21 protein-coding genes and 1 tRNA gene are annotated in these 19,032 nt (G+C 55.1%); 14 read left to right on the plus strand and 8 right to left on the minus strand.

Annotated features, from left to right (window positions below; genetic code table 11):
• Positions 1-235: 235 nt before the first annotated feature.
• Positions 236-311: transfer RNA gene (locus A2V21_311185), tRNA-Ala, on the minus strand.
• Positions 312-586: 275 nt separating this feature from the next.
• On the opposite strand from A2V21_311185, the gene A2V21_311190 reads away from it, so the two are divergent.
• The 14 genes from A2V21_311190 to A2V21_311255 all read left to right on the plus strand — a co-directional run bounded on the left by A2V21_311190 (position 587) and on the right by A2V21_311255 (position 11,107).
• Positions 587-874: a DNA-binding protein gene (locus tag A2V21_311190; protein ID OIJ74776.1), complete on the plus strand. Its 288-nt coding sequence runs from the start codon at positions 587-589 to the stop codon at positions 872-874.
• 134 nt (positions 875-1,008) lie between these two features.
• Entirely contained in the window at positions 1,009-1,473 is a 465-nt protein-coding gene (locus A2V21_311195; GenBank protein ID OIJ74777.1) for a transcriptional regulator NrdR, read from the plus strand.
• Positions 1,474-1,475: 2 nt separating this feature from the next.
• Positions 1,476-2,576: a riboflavin biosynthesis protein RibD gene (locus A2V21_311200; GenBank protein ID OIJ74778.1), complete on the plus strand. Its 1,101-nt coding sequence runs from the start codon at positions 1,476-1,478 to the stop codon at positions 2,574-2,576.
• 6 nt (positions 2,577-2,582) lie between these two features.
• Positions 2,583-3,227, plus strand: a complete 645-nt coding sequence (locus tag A2V21_311205) for a riboflavin synthase subunit alpha (GenBank protein ID OIJ74779.1) — start codon at positions 2,583-2,585, stop codon at positions 3,225-3,227.
• A 3-nt stretch (positions 3,228-3,230) separates the two neighbouring features.
• A complete protein-coding gene (locus tag A2V21_311210) occupies positions 3,231-4,472 on the plus strand; it encodes a bifunctional 3,4-dihydroxy-2-butanone 4-phosphate synthase/GTP cyclohydrolase II (GenBank protein ID OIJ74780.1) in 1,242 nt (413 codons plus the stop codon).
• Between the two features lie 67 nt (positions 4,473-4,539).
• The gene (locus A2V21_311215) at positions 4,540-5,016 is read left to right on the plus strand and encodes a 6,7-dimethyl-8-ribityllumazine synthase (protein OIJ74781.1); all 477 of its coding nucleotides are present in this window, start codon (positions 4,540-4,542) and stop codon (positions 5,014-5,016) included.
• An 11-nt stretch (positions 5,017-5,027) separates the two neighbouring features.
• Positions 5,028-5,441, plus strand: a complete 414-nt coding sequence (locus A2V21_311220) for a transcription antitermination factor NusB (protein ID OIJ74782.1) — start codon at positions 5,028-5,030, stop codon at positions 5,439-5,441.
• 59 nt (positions 5,442-5,500) lie between these two features.
• A complete protein-coding gene (locus A2V21_311225) occupies positions 5,501-6,628 on the plus strand; it encodes a transcriptional regulator (protein ID OIJ74783.1) in 1,128 nt (375 codons plus the stop codon).
• A 35-nt stretch (positions 6,629-6,663) separates the two neighbouring features.
• Positions 6,664-7,662, plus strand: coding sequence for an NAD-dependent dehydratase (locus tag A2V21_311230; GenBank protein OIJ74784.1), 999 nt, complete (start codon positions 6,664-6,666; stop codon positions 7,660-7,662).
• 166 nt (positions 7,663-7,828) lie between these two features.
• The gene (locus A2V21_311235; protein OIJ74785.1) at positions 7,829-8,065 is read left to right on the plus strand and encodes a hypothetical protein; all 237 of its coding nucleotides are present in this window, start codon (positions 7,829-7,831) and stop codon (positions 8,063-8,065) included.
• Between the two features lie 46 nt (positions 8,066-8,111).
• On the plus strand, positions 8,112-8,519 hold the full coding sequence (locus A2V21_311240) for a hypothetical protein (protein ID OIJ74786.1): 408 nt from the start codon (positions 8,112-8,114) through the stop codon (positions 8,517-8,519).
• Positions 8,520-8,762: 243 nt separating this feature from the next.
• Positions 8,763-9,050, plus strand: a complete 288-nt coding sequence (locus tag A2V21_311245; protein OIJ74787.1) for a hypothetical protein — start codon at positions 8,763-8,765, stop codon at positions 9,048-9,050.
• 702 nt (positions 9,051-9,752) lie between these two features.
• The gene (locus A2V21_311250) at positions 9,753-10,664 is read left to right on the plus strand and encodes a hypothetical protein (GenBank protein OIJ74788.1); all 912 of its coding nucleotides are present in this window, start codon (positions 9,753-9,755) and stop codon (positions 10,662-10,664) included.
• Positions 10,665-10,732: 68 nt separating this feature from the next.
• Positions 10,733-11,107 carry a hypothetical protein gene (locus A2V21_311255; GenBank protein ID OIJ74789.1) on the plus strand — a complete coding sequence of 125 codons (375 nt, stop codon included), beginning with the start codon at positions 10,733-10,735 and terminating at the stop codon, positions 11,105-11,107.
• 199 nt (positions 11,108-11,306) lie between these two features.
• On the opposite strand, the gene A2V21_311260 is transcribed toward A2V21_311255, so the two are convergent.
• The 7 genes from A2V21_311260 to A2V21_311290 all read right to left on the minus strand — a co-directional run bounded on the left by A2V21_311260 (position 11,307) and on the right by A2V21_311290 (position 18,929).
• Entirely contained in the window at positions 11,307-11,807 is a 501-nt protein-coding gene (locus A2V21_311260; protein OIJ74790.1) for a rubrerythrin, read from the minus strand.
• A gap of 209 nt (positions 11,808-12,016) precedes the next feature.
• Positions 12,017-12,505, minus strand: a complete 489-nt coding sequence (locus tag A2V21_311265) for a hypothetical protein (protein OIJ74791.1) — start codon at positions 12,503-12,505, stop codon at positions 12,017-12,019.
• 110 nt (positions 12,506-12,615) lie between these two features.
• Positions 12,616-13,776, minus strand: a complete 1,161-nt coding sequence (locus A2V21_311270; GenBank protein ID OIJ74792.1) for a hypothetical protein — start codon at positions 13,774-13,776, stop codon at positions 12,616-12,618.
• A 166-nt stretch (positions 13,777-13,942) separates the two neighbouring features.
• Positions 13,943-15,235 carry a hypothetical protein gene (locus tag A2V21_311275; GenBank protein ID OIJ74793.1) on the minus strand — a complete coding sequence of 431 codons (1,293 nt, stop codon included), beginning with the start codon at positions 15,233-15,235 and terminating at the stop codon, positions 13,943-13,945.
• A 25-nt stretch (positions 15,236-15,260) separates the two neighbouring features.
• Positions 15,261-16,034 (minus strand): NADH:ubiquinone oxidoreductase, encoded by a 774-nt coding sequence (locus tag A2V21_311280; GenBank protein ID OIJ74794.1) that lies wholly within the window; start codon positions 16,032-16,034, stop codon positions 15,261-15,263.
• Positions 16,035-16,211: 177 nt separating this feature from the next.
• The gene (locus A2V21_311285; GenBank protein OIJ74795.1) at positions 16,212-17,090 is read right to left on the minus strand and encodes a hypothetical protein; all 879 of its coding nucleotides are present in this window, start codon (positions 17,088-17,090) and stop codon (positions 16,212-16,214) included.
• 69 nt (positions 17,091-17,159) lie between these two features.
• The gene (locus A2V21_311290) at positions 17,160-18,929 is read right to left on the minus strand and encodes an oxaloacetate decarboxylase subunit alpha (protein ID OIJ75163.1); all 1,770 of its coding nucleotides are present in this window, start codon (positions 18,927-18,929) and stop codon (positions 17,160-17,162) included.
• Between the last annotated feature and the right edge of the window lie 103 nt (positions 18,930-19,032).

The following is a 19,032-nucleotide window of genomic DNA, read 5'->3' on the forward strand; positions in this document are numbered from 1 at the left end:
ATGAATTACGTAAAGGTCAATAGATCGTCAATTGAGGATAAGTACAGCAATAGTATGTTCATCTGCAAGAGAGCGAAGCTTCTGGACATTAGGATATCAAAATGACACAGCGGTACGCGCACCATTGTACCGCGAGTTTGAGGCGAGGCTTAGAGGCGATGGATAGGATTAGCACAAATTTAGCACAGTCCAACGAAAAAGGGGCTTGGCAAATCGCCAAACCCCTTGTGTTTACTGGTGGAGCAGAGGGGGATCGAACCCCTGACCTCAAGACTGCCAGCCTTGCGCTCTCCCAACTGAGCTACTGCCCCTGAATGTGGTGCCCCACGGACGTGAGATATATATTATTAACACTCTCATAATTGCGTGTCAATCTAAAATTAAAAAACAATCGAGGCCCCGATTCCTCGCTCCATGCGGGCCAAACGTCAAGTTTCGCTATGGTTACATTTTTTATTTTTTTCGCTTGCAATGGGTTTGAAAAAAATGTATGAATAACTTAACCCGCATGAGATTTGCCCCGCTGCAGCACGCTGCGCGGAGTTTTTTTTAAAAAAATATTCCAAAACAAAAGAGGGAGGTTCAGATGGGAAAGCCGTTAACCAAGTCACAGATCGCTGATTCAATCGCCAACAAGACCGGTGTGACCAAGAAGCTCGCAGGTGAGATCATAAACCACCTTGCGCAGCTCTCATACAAAGAGGCCAAGAACACGTTCACCATACCTGGCATCGGGAAGCTTGTGCTTGTGAAGAGGAAGGCCCGTACAGGCAGGAACCCCCAGACCGGCGCGGCGATAAAGATCCCCGCCAAGAAGGTCGTGAAGTTCAGGGTCGCGAAGGCCTGCAAGGACGCGGTCCTCGGCACCAAGTAACTTTGATCTGATTCTCCCGTAACTTAAAGCCCCCGTCCCCGCGGGGGCTTTTTTTTGACCTGCCTGAGCTTGTTTCAGCCTCCCCCCATTTACCCCTTGTCTTCCAATGTTTTCTTCTGTTATTATTTCCACTTATGAAATGCCCATTTTGCGGTTACCTTGAGGACAAGGTCATAGATTCAAGGCTGTCTCAGGACGGCAGCACTACCCGGAGGCGGAGGGAATGCTTGAGCTGCGCCAAGCGATTCACCACCTACGAGAGGGTCGAGGAGGCGCTCCCGCTCGTCGTTAAAAAGGACGGCAGGCGTGAGACCTTCGACAGGACGAAGATATTGAACGGCATGATCAGGGCCTGCGAGAAAAGGCCCGTGGGCCTTGAGGAGATAGAGAGGTCGGTCGCCAGGCTTGAGACCAGGTTCATCGATTCAGGCGAAAGGGAGATCCCCAGCTCTGTCATAGGCGAGGCGGTCATGGAAGAGCTCAAGGGCCTTGACGAGGTAGCTTACGTGCGCTTCGCCTCGGTCTACAGGGAGTTCAGGGATATAAACGAGTTCATGAGCGAGCTCAAGGACCTCCTGGAAGTCAAGAAAAGGACATAAGTATGCCGCATGAAGAGTTCATGCGCGCGGCCCTGAGGCTCGCCATAAAAGGGCTCGGGAGGACCAGCCCAAACCCCGCCGTAGGCGCGGTAATCGTCAAGAACGGTCAGATCGCCTCAACCGGCTATCACAGGAAGGCCGGGGGTCCGCACGCCGAAATAGAGGCCCTTGCCGGGGCAGGCAGGTTGAAGGGCGCGACGGTCTACGTTACGCTTGAGCCATGCTGCCATTTCGGGAGGACGCCCCCATGCACAGAGGCGTTGATCCGTTCCGGGGTCAAAAGGGTCGTGGTCGGCGCTTCAGACCCAAACCCCCGTGTTAGCGGAAAGGGGATAAGGGCCTTGAGGAGAGCCGGTATAGAAGTCATAGCCGGTATCCTTCGTGATGAGTGCGCGGCCCTGAACGAGCCTTATAATACTTACATCCGCCGCAGGACCCCGTTCGTTACATTGAAGCTCGCCTCGTCCCTCGACGGAAGGATAGCTACCTCAAGCGGAAGCTCTAAATGGATAACCGGCGTCGAGGCGAGAAAGAGCGTCCACAGGCTGCGCTCCCTCAATGACGCCGTAATGGTCGGCAGGAATACCGTCAAGAACGACGACCCTGAGCTTACGGTCAGGCTTGTCCGCGGGAGTAGCCCCGTAAGGGTCGTGCTCGACAGCCTCCTTGAGACGGCGCCGGTGGCAAAGGTCTTTAACGGCGTAAAGGAAGGGAAGGCTCGCTTACTTATTTTCGCCTCTAAAGAAGTAAAGGCCTCAAGGGTAAGAAAGGCCGAGGGGCTTGGCGCGGAGGTCATACTTGTCCAGGCTACCGGTAGCGGCCTGTCGCTTGGAACAGTTATGAGAGAGCTGGGCAAAAGGGAGATAACGAGCGTGCTCGTTGAAGGCGGAAGCGAGCTTGCGGCCTCTTTCATAAGCGCTGGCCTGGTGGATAAATACGTCTTCTTTTACGGCCCGATGCTCATAGGCGGGGACGGACTGCCGATGATAGCCGGGTTGAAGGTAAAAGGCCTTGTTAACGCGCCCAGGCTTGAAAGGGTGAAGGCAACTACCGTAGGGAGCTGCCTCGCTATCGTTGGATATCCCGCGAAAAGGAAGGGGTAAAGGGCCATGTTCACCGGCATTGTAGAGGGCGTAGGGACGGTTAAACATATTGAAAAAAAAGGGACTTTTGGTAAAATAACAGTTGAAACATCCATCGTGCTCGCCAACGTCAAGGTGGGGGATTCCATCTCCGTGGATGGCGCCTGCCTCACCGCTACAGCCATAAACGGAAGCTCCTTCACCGCCGATGTGAGCGGCGAAACACTAAAGGTCACCACCCTTGGTGAGCTTGCCGCTGGCAGCAGGGTCAATATAGAGCTGGCTTTAACGCTTTCAAAGCCGCTCGGAGGGCACCTCGTCACAGGGCATATCGACGGGGTAGGGGTAATAAAGAAGATGGTATCGGCAGGCGATAACATGGAGCTTCAAGTCTCCGTGCCTGCGGGGCTCATGGCTCAGATAGTCAGGAAGGGCTCGATCACTATCGACGGCATAAGCCTTACCGTGGCGGAGGCAGGCCACGATAGCGTAAAGATAGCGGTGATCCCGCATACCTTGAACAACACCGGATTGCTTTCAAAAAAAGCCGGGTCAAGGGTCAACGTCGAAACAGACCTCATAGGCAAGTACGTGGAGAAGTTCTTTAAAAAGGAAGAGGGCCGCATATCCGAGGACTTCCTCTCGGAGCACGGTTTCATAAGGAAGGGATAGCAGATGTCCATAAAGAGGATCGAAGAGGCGTTAAGTCTCATCAGGGAAGGCAAGATCGTCATCCTTGTCGACGACGAAGACAGGGAGAACGAGGGAGACCTCTGCATGGCGGCTGAAAAGGCCACGCCAGAGGCGATAAACTTCATGGCCAAGTACGGCAGGGGCCTTATATGCGTAACCCTTACAGAGGGCAGGGCCGACGAGCTCAACCTCCCCAACATGGTCGATGACAACACCTCGCTTTTCAGGACAGCCTTCACCATCTCCGTTGACGCGAAAGAGGGTGTTACCACGGGCATCTCGGCCTCTGACAGGGCAAAGACCATCCTCACCTGCGTTGACGATAGCGCCAGGCCGGAAGACCTTGTAAGGCCCGGCCATATATTCCCCTTAAGGGCCCGCACAGGCGGGGTGCTCGTGCGCACAGGCCAGACCGAAGGCTCTGTAGACCTATCGAGGCTCGCCGGCCTCAAGCCGGCCGGGATAATCTGCGAGATAATGAACGATGACGGCTCCATGGCACGGATGAAGGACCTGGAGTCCTTCGCCAAGGAGCACGGCCTCACGATAGTCACCATAGCCGATATAATCGAATACAGGCTCAAGAAGGACAGGCTTGTAAGGAGGGCCGCCGAGGCGGCCCTCCCGTCAAGGTACGGTGGCGAGTTCAGGGCAGTGGCCTATACCAATGACGTCGACTCTCACGAGCACCTGGCCCTCGTCAAGGGCGAGATAGACCCCGAGGAGCCGATACTGGTAAGGGTCCATTCCGAGTGCCTTACCGGGGATGTCCTCGGGAGCGAACGGTGCGACTGCGGAGAGCAGTTGAAGGGCGCGATGAAGATGATAGAGAAGGAAGGCAAGGGCATACTCGTTTACATGCACCAGGAGGGCAGGGGGATAGGCCTGGTCAATAAAATAAAGGCATACGCCCTTCAGGACAAGGGGCTTGATACGGTAGAGGCAAACGAGGAGCTCGGCTTCAAGGCGGACCTGAGGGAGTACGGCATAGGCGCGCAGATACTCCTGGACCTTGGGGTAAAAAAGATGCGGATAATGACCAATAACCCCAAGAAGATAAAGGGGCTTGAGGGCTACGGCCTCGAGATAGTCGCGAGGGTCCCCATCGAGAGCACCCCGCACAGCAGGAACGTCAAGTACCTCAAGGTCAAAAAAGACAAGATGGGCCACCTGATAACCAACCTCGACTCATTCGAGGCCGGTCCCGTTGACAAGAAAAAATAGGAATTGATACCGGGGCATGCTCCGGTGTATATTGGCTGTCCTGTAGAAAACCCCTGAAGGAGGGTCTATGCCGAGGATAATAGAGGGCGATCTTAGCGCCAAAGGGCTCAAGGTAGCCATAGTCCTGGGAAGGTTCAACGACTTCATAAGCGAAAGGCTGCTTGACGGCGCGGTAGACACGCTCCTGCGTAGCGGGGCCTCAGACGGCGACATCGACGTCGTAAAGGTCCCTGGCTCTTTTGAGATACCTGTTGTCGCCAAAAGCCTCGCGTCGAGCAGGCGCTACGACGCGATCCTCTGCCTCGGCTGCGTAATAAGGGGGGCTACCCCGCACTTCGACTACGTGGCCGGCGAAGCCGCCAAGGGCATCGCCAGGGTGGCCCTCGATTTTGATACCCCCGTCTCCTTCGGCATCGTCACCGCCGACAACCTCGAGCAGGCTATAGAGCGGGCAGGCACCAAGTCCGGCAACAAGGGCAGGGACGCAGCCCTTACGGCCATCGAGATGGCCAGCCTCCTTAAGACCCTCGGAAAGAAGAGATAACGGCCCACCTGATGAGCTTGAGACGCAAGGCGAGGGAGACCGCCCTCCAGATACTCTACAAGATCGATATGTCGGAAGGCGCCCCGTCCGTGGAAGGGCTTGACGGAGGCCCTCTGGCGCCAGGGACCGAGGCCAGGAGATATTGCGACGAGCTGGTCGCGGGCGTCACATCGAGGCTCGATGAGATAAACAGGACCATCGAGGCCCATTCCGAGAACTGGACCATCGAGCGCATGGCTATCGTCGACCGGAACATATTAAGGATAGCCGTCTACGAGCTGCTCTATTCCAAGGACGTCCCGTATAAGGTCGTAATAGACGAGGCCGTAGAGCTCGCGAAGAGATACGGAACCGAGGAATCCGGCGCGTTCGTAAATGGCATTATAGACAAGGTCAGGAAGAAGACCGGTAGTCAAGGCGCTTAAAGCGTCGATGCCGGGTTTGAAGTCTATGGAATTGTAATCCTTTATCAGGAGCTCTTTTCGTGAAAGTTCAGCTATTAGACCTTGCCTCCCAGTACCGGAAGATCAGGAAAGAGGTATTGAAAGAGGTCAAGACCGTCTGCGATTCGCAGCACTACGTCCTTGGAAAGAACGTCTCCGGCCTTGAAGGAGAGATAGCCGCCTACTGCGGAGCGAAGTTCGCTGTAGGGGTGGCCTCTGGCACTGACGCTATACTGCTCGCCCTTATGGCCGCCGGGGTCAAGGCGGGAGATAAGGTCGTTACAACGCCCTTTACCTTCTTCGCTACCGCGGGGTCGATTGCGAGGCTCGGTGCGGTCCCGCTCTTCGTGGACATCGACCCGGAGACTTATAATATCGACCCGGTCAAGCTCGAAAATCTCCTCAGGAAGAAGGGCAAAGGGGTAAAGGCCATAATCCCGGTCCATTTGTACGGTCAGTGCGCGGACATGGACCCCATAATGAAGGCCGCCCGGAGGCACAGGGTGCCTGTAATAGAGGACGCGGCCCAATCCATAGGGGCGAAGTACAAGGGCAGAAGGGCAGGCTCCATAGGCGACCTGGGCTGCCTCTCGTTCTATCCCACCAAGAACCTTGGCTGCTTCGGCGACGGCGGCATGGTCACGACCAATAGCCCTAAGCTCGCGGAAAGGCTCAAGATGCTGAGGGTCCATGGCAGCCGCGTAAGGTATTATCATGACGAGGTCGGGCTCAACAGCAGGCTTGACGAGTTGCAGGCCGCGATTCTTCGTGTAAAATTGAAGTACCTTGACGCATGGGCAGCCGGAAGGGAAAAGAACGCCGGAAGGTACGACAGCCTTTTCAAACGGGCGAATATAGGCGGGGTGCTGAGCATACCGCGCATACAGGACGGAAATCGCTCGGTATACAACCAGTACGTCATAAGGGTCGAGAAGAGGGACGCGTTGAGGGGCCACCTGACGGGTCTTGGGGTGGGCTCGGAGGTCTATTATCCGCTCCCGCTCCATATGCAGAAGTGCTTCAAGGGGCTCGGGTACAAGAAGGGGGACTTTCCGGTCTCCGAGGCCGCGGCAAGGGAAGTTCTGGCTCTGCCCATATACCCTGAGCTCACCTCAACCCAGCAGAAGCACGTTGTGCTAAGCATAGCCGGCTTTTACGGAAAGCCCTGAAATCTCCCAGGGGCCTCTCAGTGGGTTAAGAGGCAATGGCGGGCCTCATTGTAATTCGAATCAGCAGGAGGGAATCCTTGAAAAGGATACTTGTGACCGGAGGCGCCGGTTTTATCGGCTCTCATCTGTGTGAAAGGCTCCTCAAAGACGGCAACGAGGTCATCTGCCTCGATAACTTTTTCACAGGCAGGAAAGAGAACATAGCCCACCTGCTGGAGGACCCCGGCTTCGAGATAATAAGGCATGACGTCATAGAGCCGGTGCTCCTCGAGGTCGACCAGATATACAACCTCGCCTGCCCGGCCTCTCCTGTCCATTACCAGTACAACCCTGTCAAGACCATAAAGACCAATATAATGGGCGCCCTCAACATGCTGGGCCTTGCCAAGAGGGTGAGGGCAAGGATACTCCAGGCGTCCACGTCAGAGGTATACGGCGACCCGAAGGTGCACCCGCAGGTCGAGAGCTACTGGGGGCACGCCAACCCGATCGGCCCCAGGGCCTGCTATGACGAGGGCAAGAGGTGCGCCGAGTCCCTCATGTTCGCCTATCACAGGCAAAACGGCGTGGACATAAGGGTCGTCAGGATATTCAATACCTACGGCCCAAGGATGCTCGAGGACGACGGCAGGGTCGTGAGCAACTTTATCGTACAGGCTCTGAGGGGCGAGGATATCACCGTCTACGGCGAAGGCTCGCAGACCCGCTCCTTCTGCTACGTTGACGACATGGTCGAAGGGATCATGAAGATGATGAACAACGACGACCTCGTAGGACCGGTGAACCTCGGCAACCCCGGGGAATTCACGGTGCTTGAGCTCGCGAACATGGTCAAAAAGCTCACCTCCAGCAGCTCAAAGATAGTGCACAAGCCCTTGCCGCAGGACGACCCCGTGCAGAGGAGGCCCGATATCACTATCGCGAAGGACTCGCTCGGCTGGAGGCCCCTCATCGGGCTTGAGGACGGCCTTTTAAGGTCGATAGAGTACTTTAGCTCCAGGATAAACCAGTCATCCGGGCTTACGCCCCTTTAATCGGGCTCCTTTTCACCTCGCATCTCAAAGGGCCTGCGAGGGCCCTCGCACCGCGAATGTCCGCACCTTAATACGCCGCGTCTGACTACACGCCGAAAAAAAGTCTTTCCAGGTTGACTAACGCTTCTGGTTTCGCATCCGTGATTGCCAAAACAATGGTGAACAGATGGATGCCTCTCCAGCAGCTATTTTTGTCTTCACCGGTGAAGCCAACGGCAAAACGCTGGTGATGGCCAGAAGGTGGGCAGCCATGCCGCCTTGCCGGTCTTTCGTGGGCCTCCCGGATGCAGGTCTTGAGACTTATTCCATCAGATACGCGCCGGTTTCCAATGGCGTTCGCGCCGCGCCTGCTGGCGCAGTCCAGGCGCTTTACATGAACGGCAAAAGATACAGCCTTGGATGACGCCCTTCCTTGACAGCCAGGGGAAGGGTGCTACACTTTTATCGTAATGCAGATAGAACTCCACAGCAGGTACGGTGCGCCTATGGCCGGCAAGCATAACATGATGTTCGGGGTCATATATCTGTTTCTTGCCATGGGCCTCGGCCTCTTCCTCCCGGAAGGGGTCGTCGCTAAAAACCTGTCTACCGCCTTCATCCAGGCGAATATAGACTCGGCGCTTAATATAGTAGCCGGGTATCTCATCTACCGCCTTCCCTTCATGGGTTGGGTCTCAAAGACGGTCTCCATCCTTATGATAGCCGGGGCGCTCCTTCATTCGGGCGCGCTTTACCTCGCCGCCTTCGGGGTGCTTCCATCCGCGTCGATGGCGATGCCCCTTGGTGTCGTCATACTCGCATCCGTCATGCTCTTCATGGGGATCGGCGCCCTCAGTATCAAGGTCACATCAAGGTAATAAGTAGGTCGAAAGACCCGCAGGTTTATCTAACAGCCTGAACGTGATTTTGAGTTTTTCAGCAACCTCCTAAAAGGCCTTCGAAAGAAAGGCCTTTTTTTATTCGCCAGGCCGCATTATCACCTTGAGCTTCCCCCTTTAGAAATTGGGAACGATGGTATAGACTCATATCATGCTCAAGACCAAGTGCGTATACGAACAGAAAGAGGACTCCGACGGCCTACGGGTGCTTGTGACGAGGTATTGGCCGAGAGGGGCGTTAAAAAGGAGAAGGCCGACCGTTGGCTGAAGGAGCTGGGGCCGTCCCCGGCTCTGATAAAGGAGTGGAAGGCCGGAAAGATAAGCTGGGGCGAGTTTAAAAAAAGGTACGAAGCAGAGTGGACAGAATATGATAAAGGGGCGCTCCTTGATGAGCTTGGCGTGATGAACAAAGAGGCGGGAAGAAAAAACGTGACACTTCTTTGCACCTGCAGGGAAGAGGCGGAGTGTCACAGGGTCATAGTGTTGGCAAAGCTTCAGGCTGCCAGGTAGAGGGCATGGTTTTTTTTCACCAGCCACAAACACGTAACGTTAAGATCGTTATGAAAGAGATGGAAAAAGACAATATTATTCGAAAAGAGTGAGGCAAATCGTGTATTTTTCAATATAAAGTATAAAGATTAACAAGTCTTAATTTTTCTCTTGACACTCTGTAGAATTAAAAATATAATAAGTGTAACTTTAAAATAGCTGGAATGAAAGTCCCTGATGACTTTCGGTCCAGACAAGCCTTGATGCCTTGTATCACCATTACGATGTGGTCTGACAAGGCTTTTTTTAGACTTACATGTTTTACGTTACGTAGAATATCTGGGCCTGGATATTTTCTATCAGGTCCTGAAGCAAGCCAAGATGAGCTTGCGCCGCTTTTGAAGTCAAACCCATCTATCATGGCCCCGCAGCCATGAAGTTCGTAGCCGGATGAGAGCTCATGAAGGGGCTCAATCATCCGGATGCAAGCCTTGACAGGCCTTGCAGCTCTACCCGGCGAAGACGCCAACCTATCATGGCCTCGAAGCCATGAAAAAAAAAGCAAAATCGGCGGGAAGTAAAGCTCACGCAGGGCTTACTATCCTGAAAACATGCCACGACGCTTTAGCGACATCAAACTGTCGGAGGTTGGCTTATTCAGGGCACGTGGTGCTCAATTACAGCCTCCCCATAATGACATGGAATTTTGAAAGGGGAAGAGCAATGAAGAGATTCCTCACACTCGCAATCGCGACAGCTTCAATCGGTTTCATAGCGGCAGGCACGGCGTCCGCTACGACTGTATCCAACTACACCGCAGGTTCTGCCGCCACCGGCATCGCCCAGTCAAGGCACAATCTCGGCGCATTCGGCGCGCATCTTACATCAAACGGCACGACCGAGATATGCGTATTCTGTCACACGCCTCACCATACCAGCAGCACCGGGGCCGGACCGTTATGGAACAGGGGCGCGTCTGTCACCGCTTTTACCGCCTATACCAGCACCATCGCCGGCACCACACCTGGCGCGCCTGGCGCGGGCTCGCTTGCATGCCTCAGCTGCCATGACGGTACTACCACTCTCGATAACATAGCCAACAAGCCTGGCAAGGCCGGTCTTGGCTCCGCGGGTATCGGCTCCTCCAGCGATGCTGGCTGGTACTTCTTCGAAGACGGCATGATTGAAGATGACACGTTGGAGATGATGGATGACAGCAGGTTGGCGATCGGCATGGACGCGGACCTCTCGAACGACCACCCGATCGGCGTGACCTACTACGGCGGCACGAAGGCCTCTCTCAGGCAGACCTCGCTTACCATCGCTGGCATCAGCGTAAGCGCTGACCTCGCCTCGAGCGCCTCGTCCTACGATAGCAACAACCTTACCCAGAACCGTTGGGCTGTAAACGGGTTCGTCTCCTCGACAGCGTCCATCGCTGACCTCTTGAGGGATAACAAAGTAGAGTGCACCAGCTGCCACGACCCGCACTTCAGCAACAAGTCGTGGACCGAGATCGACGCTACATATTCCACAGACCCTATGGAGCAAGAGATGATGTCTGACGGAATGTTCTTGAGAAGGGTCGGCGGAAACGCAGGTTCCGGCGTTTGCAGAACCTGTCACGAGAAGTAAGCTTACCTGCCGGGAAAGTGGCCCCGCCCACTTTCCCGGCTCTTTTATAAGAGCAACTGAGGCCACATATGATACGGGACGGAGCCAAAAGCGCCATATTAAAAAGACAGGGTGTCAAAATGGTATCCAGAGCCAAAAAAAGAGATACACCGACGTTAAAACCAGCGCTTACTGATTGTCTGAGCTGTAAGGTCCTCATGGCTGAGGTAGAGGAGCTGAAGGCCAGGCTCGAAGAGCGGAAGGTCATCGAACAGGGCAAATGGATACTGGTCAAGCAAAAGGGGATAAGCGAAGAGGAGGCTCTCAACCTGTTGCGAGTCTCCGCGCGACGTCAGCAGAAGACGATTTGTGAGATAGCGAAGGTCCTGATAGCTGGAGAAAGGATATTGAGTGGCTCCTTTCCGGCAGGGCCGGGGGCGGCGCCGGATGAGCCAAAAAAATAATTACAGGCTACCTCTAAAAATTGTTCTTTCCCCTGACCTCTGCGTAGCGCCAGAATAAAAATGCTCACATTATTAGCTTAGATGCTGCGCTTTTTCTTTCCGCTTTGTAACGCAGGCGTTTTTTTGCGGTCCGTTCAGCTTCTGCCGGGCGGATCATAACGGCAACGCAAAAAGCATAACATTAAAAAAACCTTCGCCCCTATCCCACCAGCACAAACTTTTCCGGTCTCACTCCGCAGACGAAGCATGGCTCCTTTGGCCTTCCGAACTCGACGTGTCCGCAGACAGGGCAGAGATAGAACTCGGTCTCTGTAAGGTCAGCCCCGTTCTTGACGGCATCGAGCGCGAGCTTGTAGAGGCGCGCGTGCACCTGCTCGACCTGTAACGCGTAGCCTATCATGCGCTTGCCCTTGTGCCCTTCAGCCTCGGCCTGCTTTAGCATCGGAGGGTACATCTCGGTATATTCGTAGGTCTCTCCGCCTATCGCAGCCTCAAGGTTCTCCATGGTCGATTTAACGCCTTCAAGGGCGTTTATATGCCCTTCGGCATGTATCTTTTCGGCCTCGGCCGTGGTGCGGAAAAGCCTTGCTATATTCGGGAAGCCGTCCTGCTCGGCCTTTTTGGCGAAAGCGCGGTATTTCTGATTGGCCTGGCTTTCCCCGGCAAACGCTTCTTTCAGATCGTCTTTTGTATTCGACATAGAGCCCCCTGTTTTCTAAAATAATTTATATGAACGCTACCAGACAAATATACCAAGTTTCAGGGAAGATTTAAACCTGTTAGCAGGCTCACAGGTGCAGGGTAAACCGTTTTACGGCTCAACCTTTGTTTAAACGCGAAAACCCGGGCCTTTGACCCGGGTTTTTGTTTAAGAGATAAGGTGGATTTGAATTTGACCGTTGACCGTTGTCAAGCGGCCTTTTTGCCATCTCCCATCACCTCGACCTTTATCTTCCTCGGAAGGGCCTCAGCTTTTGCGGGCATCGTTATCTCGATGACGCCATTGCTGCAGCTCGCGTGCACCTTGGTCGTGTCAACGCCCTCAGGCAGCGTTACCGTCCTCTCGAAGGCGCCGAAAGAGGTCTCGTGGAAGAGATAGCCCTCTTTCTTCTCCTCAACCGTGGACTTCCTCTCGCCCCTGATGGTGAGGAGATTGCCGGTAACAGAGATCTCTACGTCCTTGGGGTCAACGCCAGGCAGGTCGGCGCGGACAACGAACTGGTTCTCTTTCATGAAGCTGTCGACGAGCGGATACCACTCGCCCCTGAACTCCCTCCTCAAAAGCCCGGTGGGCAATATCGTGGATAGCCCCCCGAATGCCCTCCTGAACATATCCTCCATCTCCTTCTCGATAGTTGCCAACTCCCTTAACGGCTCCCATTTCCTCAGGTCTGCCATAAGCTTACCTCCCAAACTGACTCCACCTTACCGTGCCTTATCTCTAATTCAAATATAGTCCTTTCGTTCAGGTCTGTCAAGTCGGGGCAAGGCAGAAATAATGAGGAAAATCAAATGGTTGGTTTTGGACGGATATGCGGGGCAGGGGTATTTTTGGCTGCGGGGACCGTCTGGGGGGTAGCCTGTGTCACTTTGTTTTTACCGGTTAGTTTTGAGGCGTACATGGCAGAGTCGGCCTCTTTTATGAGCGCGTCCCTTACCTCATTGAGCCCTGCGCCGCGCGGGGATGATAGGGCGGCTACCCCTATCGAGCTTGTTATCACGCCCTTTATCCTGATGGCCTTTTCGCCCCCGGGGTACCTTGCCTTTATGAAGACAAAGTCCTGTATGGTCTTCCTCAGCCTTTCGGCGAAGGCCATGCCTTCAGCCGGCGCCGTATCCGGCAGAATGACGATGAACTCGTCGCCTCCGTACCTCGCGGCCGTGGCCCTGGGGGAGGGCAGAATGGAGGCGATGACGACCCCAAGCTCGGCTAAGACCCTGCTGCCGGCGAGATGGCCGTAGTTGTCGTTCACCTCCTTGAACCTGTCGAGGTCGAGGAAGATGAGGCAGAGGTCTTTTTTTGAGCGCAAGGCGCTGCGCACGTCCTTCGTGAGCCTGTCGTAGAAGTACCTGTCGTTGTGCAATCCGGTGAGGTTGTCCCTTATCGAGAGCTCGCCGAACCTCTTGGCGTCGAGAGAGTTCTGTATGAGGGTCGATGTGTATTCGGCGAATATCTTGAGAAGCGTCAGATCGTCCGGGCCGTAGTCGATGCCGTTTTGCCTGTTGATGAGCTCGATTACCCCGATGGTAGTCCCCTTTATGCCTATAGGGGCGCAGATGATGGACTTGGTCTGGAAGTTGGTCTTCTGGTCTATCTTGGAGTAGAAGTTCCTGTCGTGCTCTACCTTCTTGCTGATATAGGGCTTGCCGGTAGTATAGGCGCTTCCGGCTATCCCCAGTGTGGCCGGAAGTGTTGTCCCGGTGAGGGCAGCCGAGCCCTTGCCGAAGCAGGCCACGAAGTAAAGGAGCCCCTGCTTCTGCCGGTCAGGGGTAAGGGTAGGGTCGTCAAGTAGTATGGAGCCGGACTCGGACGGGACGAACCTGTTCGCCCATTTGAGTATCTCCCTGAGCATCCTTTTGAGGTCGACGTCCTCGGGCCTGTACTCGTCCCTTCTCTTTCTTTCGAGTATCTTGTCGAGGACGCCCTTTTCGGTCACATTTATCAGCATGGAAGCGGGAATACTCCTGCCTTGCGGGGATAAGGGTGCTCTCAATCTATATACAACAGGAAGAGAACCCTGACAAGCGGTTTATTTTTTATGATATGTGACCGTGGTCACAGGTATTTGGCTGGCGTAAAGGCACTAAGCGCCCATCGGCGGGGGCGCTTAAAGATTATTCTATGAAGCTCACGTCCATGATATGGGTAGAGCATGAGATGCAGGGGTCGTATGCCCTGACGAGCGTTTCTACACTCCGTGCGATCTCCGCCTTGGGCCTGTGAAGGACTGTGGGGACAAAGGCCCTCAGGTCGTCCTCGATGGAGCGAAGGTTCTGGGCCGTAGGGATGATGCACTCGGCGTTCTCAATAAGGCCGTCCTTGCCGATCTCGTACTCGTGATAGAGAGTCCCCCTGGGCGCCTCCACCATGCCAACGCCCCTGCCGTAGCCCCTTGGCCTTGCGAGCGGCTCCTGTACAGGGCCGATATCAAGGAGCTCGTCTATAAGCCCGATGGCCTCTTCCGTGGCGTGGAAGCACTCGATGAGCTGGGCCATGTTGTTCATGAACGGGTTATGGCAGGGGAATTTCATCCCGGAGGCCTTGAGGGCCTCTTTTGCCTTTGGGTTGAGTTGCCTGAAGTTGTTGTTGAGCCTTGAGAGCGCGCCGACCATGAATGTGCCCTTTGATGAGCGGGCGTGCTTGGCGGTGGAATGCTCTACTACGTATTCCTTTACCTCGCCGGTGTAGCTCCTGGGGTCTATCTCCTTGCCGTAGCTCGAAACCGGCTCGCCGGCGTAGAACGCGTACTCGCCCCTGGACTTAAGCGAGACGAACTCCCTTTCGAGCGAAAAATCCGGGACCGGGGCCTTCACGAGAAAATCGAGCGTGGCCTCAAGGCCGGAAAACGTTCCGGCAAGCTCATTTTTAAGCCTTCTTAAGTCCTGTGCCCTGGGCGTGAAGACCACGCCTCCCGGGAAGAGCGATATCGGGTGTATGTGACGGCCTCCGACCACCTCGCATATTTCGTTGGCGAGCCTTTTGAGCTCAAGCCCGGTCTTTGCCATCTCAGGGTGAGAGCTTAGAAGGGGCACTATCGAGCCAGCGCCCACAAGGTCCGGGAGCACCAGGAAGAATACGTGCAGGATATGGCTCTGAAGGGTCTCTCCGTCGAATGCGAGTTTTCTCAAGAGGGTCGCCTGCCTGGATATCTTTATATCCATGGCGTCCTCTATGGCCCGGAGAGAGGCAGAGGTATGGCTCACGGCGCAGATGCCGCAGATGCGGGCCATTATGTGCTGTGCCTCGTCATAGCGCCTGCCCTTGAGCATCATCTCGAAGAACCTTGGGGATTCTATTATCTCGAGCTTCAGCTCCTTAATGCGCCCCTTTTTGATATCTATGACGATATTCCCATGGCCTTCGACCCTGGTTATCTCATGTATCCTGATATTGAGGTCTTTTTTCATCAGAGTCTATTTCCCTTTTGATTTCTCAGGGTAGAGGGCACTTCTTCCCGGTCTTGCATTGCCCGTAGAGCGCGAACTTCCTTATGACCGCCTCAGCCGTGAGGCCGTATCTTTCGAGCGTTTCCTCGTGCGAATCGATATTGGGGTTGTCGACAGTGCCTCTGCACCCCCAGCACCATGTGCCGTAGGTGACGCAGATGGCGTCGCAGCCAGCCCTTGAGACCGGCCCCATGCAGGTCATCCCCTTCTCAAAGACGCAGATATTCCCGGCGAGCTTGCAGTCCACGCAGACCGGGTAGTTAGCTACCTCCGGCTTCTTTCCCATAAGAAGGGCGGTCAGGAAGGAGAGAAACTCCTTTTTGGATATGGGACAGCCGTGCAGGTAATAGTCGACGTCCACAACGGCGTCTACAGGCCTTGCAGGGATGGTGTCTATTAGCTTAAAGCTCCTGGCCGCTTTCTTCCCGTATACCTTCTCCTTTACCTCTTCCATGGGGTAGCGGTTCTTGAGGCAGTTGAGCCCGCCGGTCGACGAGCACGCGCCGAGGGCGACCAATACCTTCGCTTGCTTCCGTATCTTTTTGAGCTTCCTGATCTCGTCTTTTCTGCTTATCGAGCCCTCGACAAAGGCTATGTCGTAATCATTGGACTTCTCGGTCATGGCCTCCCTGAAGTTCACTATCTTTATCTGGCTCAGGATATCCGGCAGCTCCCGCTCGCAGCTCAAGACCATGAGCTGACAGCCTTCACAGCATGTGAACGAGAAGAACGCGACCTTTGGTTTTTCCTGTGCTTCCATGGGTCCTTCCTTGATTGTAAGTGCTTGAGTTTTCTATAAAATAATATCATAAAAGGTCGGTCTTGTAAACCTTGCGAATCATCTTTAAGATTTCAATAGAGGTATTCAGGATTTCTTGATATTTCCGGATGTTTTAAGAACGGGGTCCGGCATTGGGCTTTTTCTTAAGGCGCTCTCCTACATTATCCAGAGCAGGAGAAGCGGTGTCGTGAATATGCTTGCGAAGGTCGATAGGGCCACGGTCGAGGCGACGAGGTCGCTATCCACCTTGTACCTGTGGCTCACCACGAAGTTTATGACAGCCGCAGGCATGCCTGAGGAAAGGAGTATCACTTTCTGGTTCAGCCCCTCGATGCCGAAGAGCGTTACCACCCCCCAGGCTATCGCCACGCCTCCGCCTATCCTTATGGCTGTCCCGGCAAGCGAGATGCCGTGGAAGGCCAGGCGGGCGGAGTAGAGCCTGTAGCCGAGGCTTACCTGCATTATCGGGATGGTGGCCGCACCCAGCATGTCAAAGGTGGTTATGACAGGCTCCGGGAGGGGTATTTCAGCAAGGTTCAAACTTATGCCGATCACCGCGGCGTAGATAAGCGGCAGCCGGAGCATCTCGGAGAGGCCGCCATGTCCCTTCGCGATGTATATGCCGAGAGAATATACGAGAAGGCTTATGGCTACGTAGTAAAGGACCGCGACCGTGAGCCCTTCGGGGCCGAAGGCCAGGAGGGCGAGCGGGAAGGACATGTTCCCCGAGTTCATGAACATCGTCGGCAGATAAAAGCCACGCAGGTCCTGCCTGCCTATCGCCTTGAGGAAGATGAATGAGAGCGCGCCGGTCCCGGCTACGACGATGACGGCGGAGAGGGCTACTATGGCCAAGTCGCCTGTTACGAGCTTTTTGTGCGACAGGGAAGAGAGTACGAGCGCCGGGATAGTCAGGTAAAGGAGCACCTCGATTATGGGCTCCAGGCTTATCTTTTTAAACCTCGCGAAGAGGTATCCCAGGCCGATTATGCAGAAGACCGGGAAGACGACTGAGAGTACTTTGATTATGGGCATAGGTTAAAAAAAAGCGGGCGGCGGTATAACCGCCCCCGCCTTTTTTGCGTTAAGAGGACCTGCCCGGCCTTATTCCTTTTCTACCTCTATGAGAGTCTCATCCGGGTTTACCGAGTCACCTATCCTGACCAGTATCTTTTTGACGGTGCCGCTTATTGGGGTGTGCACCTCGTTCTCCATCTTCATGGCCTCGACCGTAAGGACGGTGTCGCCCTCAGAGACCTTGCCCCCTACGCTAACCTTTATCGAGGTGACCTTGCCGGGGATGGGGGTCGTGACATCCCCTTCTTTCCTGGCCTTGGGCCTGATCGATTGCGTTATAGAGGGCCTTTCTATCTCGCCGGCGGTGGTCGGTATGACCTCTGTGAGGGACTCTATCATCACCTCTTCGAGCTTGCCGTCTATGGAGATGAAAAACGGCCTCTTGCCTTCGACCTTATGTCCCGCTCCGGCGACCTTTATCTTGTAATTCTCCCCGTGCACAGTGACGTTGAACTCGCTTGGCGCGAGGTGAAGGGCCGTGTGCTCGGCGGGCGCCGACATCTCCTCCTCAAGCGGTTCCGGTTCGAGCCTGCCGGAGTCCCTCTGCTCGAAGAACTCGAGCGCGACTATGGGGAAGAGGGTATACGACAGCACGTCATCTATCGATTTCGCCTTGCCGTCTATGTCCCTCATCGCCTTGTCCAGCTCAGGCTCAAGGAGGTCGGCTGGCCTGCAGCTAATGGGCTTCTCGTCCCCGACGGCGAGCTTCCTCGCGGTCTCGTCGATGGGGCCGGGGGGCTTGCCATAGAGCCCCTTGAAGTAGTTCCTCGTCTCGCTCGTTATGACCTTGTACCTCTCGCCCATGAGGACGTTAAGGGTCGCCTGCGTGCCGACGACCTGGCTCGTTGGCGTCACCAGGGGAGGGTAGCCCATGTCCTTCCTGACCTTTGGTATCTCGTCGAAGACCTCGTTCATCTTATCGAGGGCGTTCTGCTCTCTAAGCTGGTTGACGAGGTTCGATATCATGCCGCCGGGTATCTGCACCATGAGCGTTTTGGGGTTTATCGCGGTGTACTCGCTTTCAAACCTCTTGTACTTTTTCCTTATCTCCCTGAACCTGTCGGCTATCTCGGCGAGCAGGCCCAGGTCAAGCCCCGTTGAATAGGGCGAATCGTTGAGCGCCGCCACCATGGACTCTGTCGGGGGCTGGGAGGTGCCGGAGGCGAGGCTTGAAAGGGCGGTATCGACTATGTCCGCTCCGGCCTCAATGGCCTTCAAATAGCTCATCGCCGCCAGTCCCGAGGAGTCGTGCGAATGTATGTGTATGGGGAGCGCTATCTTCTCCCTGAGCTTTCCTACCAGGTCAAAGGCCGCAAAAGGCGTCAAGAGGCCCGCCATGTCCTTTACGCATATGGTGTCAGCGCCCATCTTCACAAGCTTCTGGGCGAGCTCGACGAAGCCCTCATGCGTATGGACCGGGCTCGTGGTATAGCAGATGGTCGCCTCGACGATGGCCTTCGCCTCTTTGGCGGCCCTTACAGCCACCTCTATGTTCCTGAGATCGTTGAGGGCGTCGAATATCCTGAAGACGTCGACCCCGTTCCTGGCGGCCCTTTCGACGAATTTTTTCACAACGTCGTCTGAGTAGTGCCTGTAGCCGACCAGGTTCTGCCCGCGGAGCAGCATCTGGAGCCTTGTGTTCGGTATGGCCTTCCTCAAGACCTTGAGCCTCTCCCATGGGTCTTCCTTGAGGAACCTCAAGCAGGCGTCGAAGGTCGCGCCGCCCCAGACTTCGAGGGACCAGTAGCCCACCTTGTCGAGCATGGGGGCGATCCCGGTCATGTCGGCGGTCCTCATCCTCGTGGCAAGCAGAGACTGGTGAGAGTCCCTGAGGACGGTATCCGTTATATAGGTCCTCTTGTCGCTCCTTGTCCTGAGTTTAAGGTCCGCCTTAGCAGGC

The organism is Deltaproteobacteria bacterium GWC2_55_46 (assembly GCA_001595385.3).
Taxonomy (GTDB): Bacteria; Desulfobacterota; GWC2-55-46; order GWC2-55-46; family GWC2-55-46; genus UBA5799.

Excerpts from the sequence above, each read along its gene's own strand:
- A2V21_311190 (OIJ74776.1), top strand. The coding sequence starts at position 587 with ATGGGAAAGCCGTTAACCAAGTCACAGATCGCTGATTCAATCGCCAAC.
- A2V21_311195 (OIJ74777.1), top strand. The coding sequence starts at position 1,009 with ATGAAATGCCCATTTTGCGGTTACCTTGAGGACAAGGTCATAGATTCA.
- A2V21_311200 (OIJ74778.1), top strand. The coding sequence starts at position 1,476 with ATGCCGCATGAAGAGTTCATGCGCGCGGCCCTGAGGCTCGCCATAAAA.
- A2V21_311205 (OIJ74779.1), top strand. The coding sequence starts at position 2,583 with ATGTTCACCGGCATTGTAGAGGGCGTAGGGACGGTTAAACATATTGAA.
- A2V21_311210 (OIJ74780.1), top strand. The coding sequence starts at position 3,231 with ATGTCCATAAAGAGGATCGAAGAGGCGTTAAGTCTCATCAGGGAAGGC.
- A2V21_311215 (OIJ74781.1), top strand. The coding sequence starts at position 4,540 with ATGCCGAGGATAATAGAGGGCGATCTTAGCGCCAAAGGGCTCAAGGTA.
- A2V21_311220 (OIJ74782.1), top strand. The coding sequence starts at position 5,028 with ATGAGCTTGAGACGCAAGGCGAGGGAGACCGCCCTCCAGATACTCTAC.
- A2V21_311230 (OIJ74784.1), top strand. The coding sequence starts at position 6,664 with ATGGCGGGCCTCATTGTAATTCGAATCAGCAGGAGGGAATCCTTGAAA.
- A2V21_311235 (OIJ74785.1), top strand. The coding sequence starts at position 7,829 with ATGGATGCCTCTCCAGCAGCTATTTTTGTCTTCACCGGTGAAGCCAAC.
- A2V21_311240 (OIJ74786.1), top strand. The coding sequence starts at position 8,112 with ATGCAGATAGAACTCCACAGCAGGTACGGTGCGCCTATGGCCGGCAAG.
- A2V21_311250 (OIJ74788.1), top strand. The coding sequence starts at position 9,753 with ATGAAGAGATTCCTCACACTCGCAATCGCGACAGCTTCAATCGGTTTC.
- A2V21_311255 (OIJ74789.1), top strand. The coding sequence starts at position 10,733 with ATGATACGGGACGGAGCCAAAAGCGCCATATTAAAAAGACAGGGTGTC.
- A2V21_311260 (OIJ74790.1), bottom strand. The coding sequence starts at position 11,807 with ATGTCGAATACAAAAGACGATCTGAAAGAAGCGTTTGCCGGGGAAAGC.
- A2V21_311265 (OIJ74791.1), bottom strand. The coding sequence starts at position 12,505 with ATGGCAGACCTGAGGAAATGGGAGCCGTTAAGGGAGTTGGCAACTATC.
- A2V21_311270 (OIJ74792.1), bottom strand. The coding sequence starts at position 13,776 with ATGCTGATAAATGTGACCGAAAAGGGCGTCCTCGACAAGATACTCGAA.
- A2V21_311275 (OIJ74793.1), bottom strand. The coding sequence starts at position 15,235 with ATGAAAAAAGACCTCAATATCAGGATACATGAGATAACCAGGGTCGAA.
- A2V21_311280 (OIJ74794.1), bottom strand. The coding sequence starts at position 16,034 with ATGGAAGCACAGGAAAAACCAAAGGTCGCGTTCTTCTCGTTCACATGC.
- A2V21_311285 (OIJ74795.1), bottom strand. The coding sequence starts at position 17,090 with ATGCCCATAATCAAAGTACTCTCAGTCGTCTTCCCGGTCTTCTGCATA.
- A2V21_311290 (OIJ75163.1), bottom strand. The coding sequence starts at position 18,929 with ATGAGGACCGCCGACATGACCGGGATCGCCCCCATGCTCGACAAGGTG.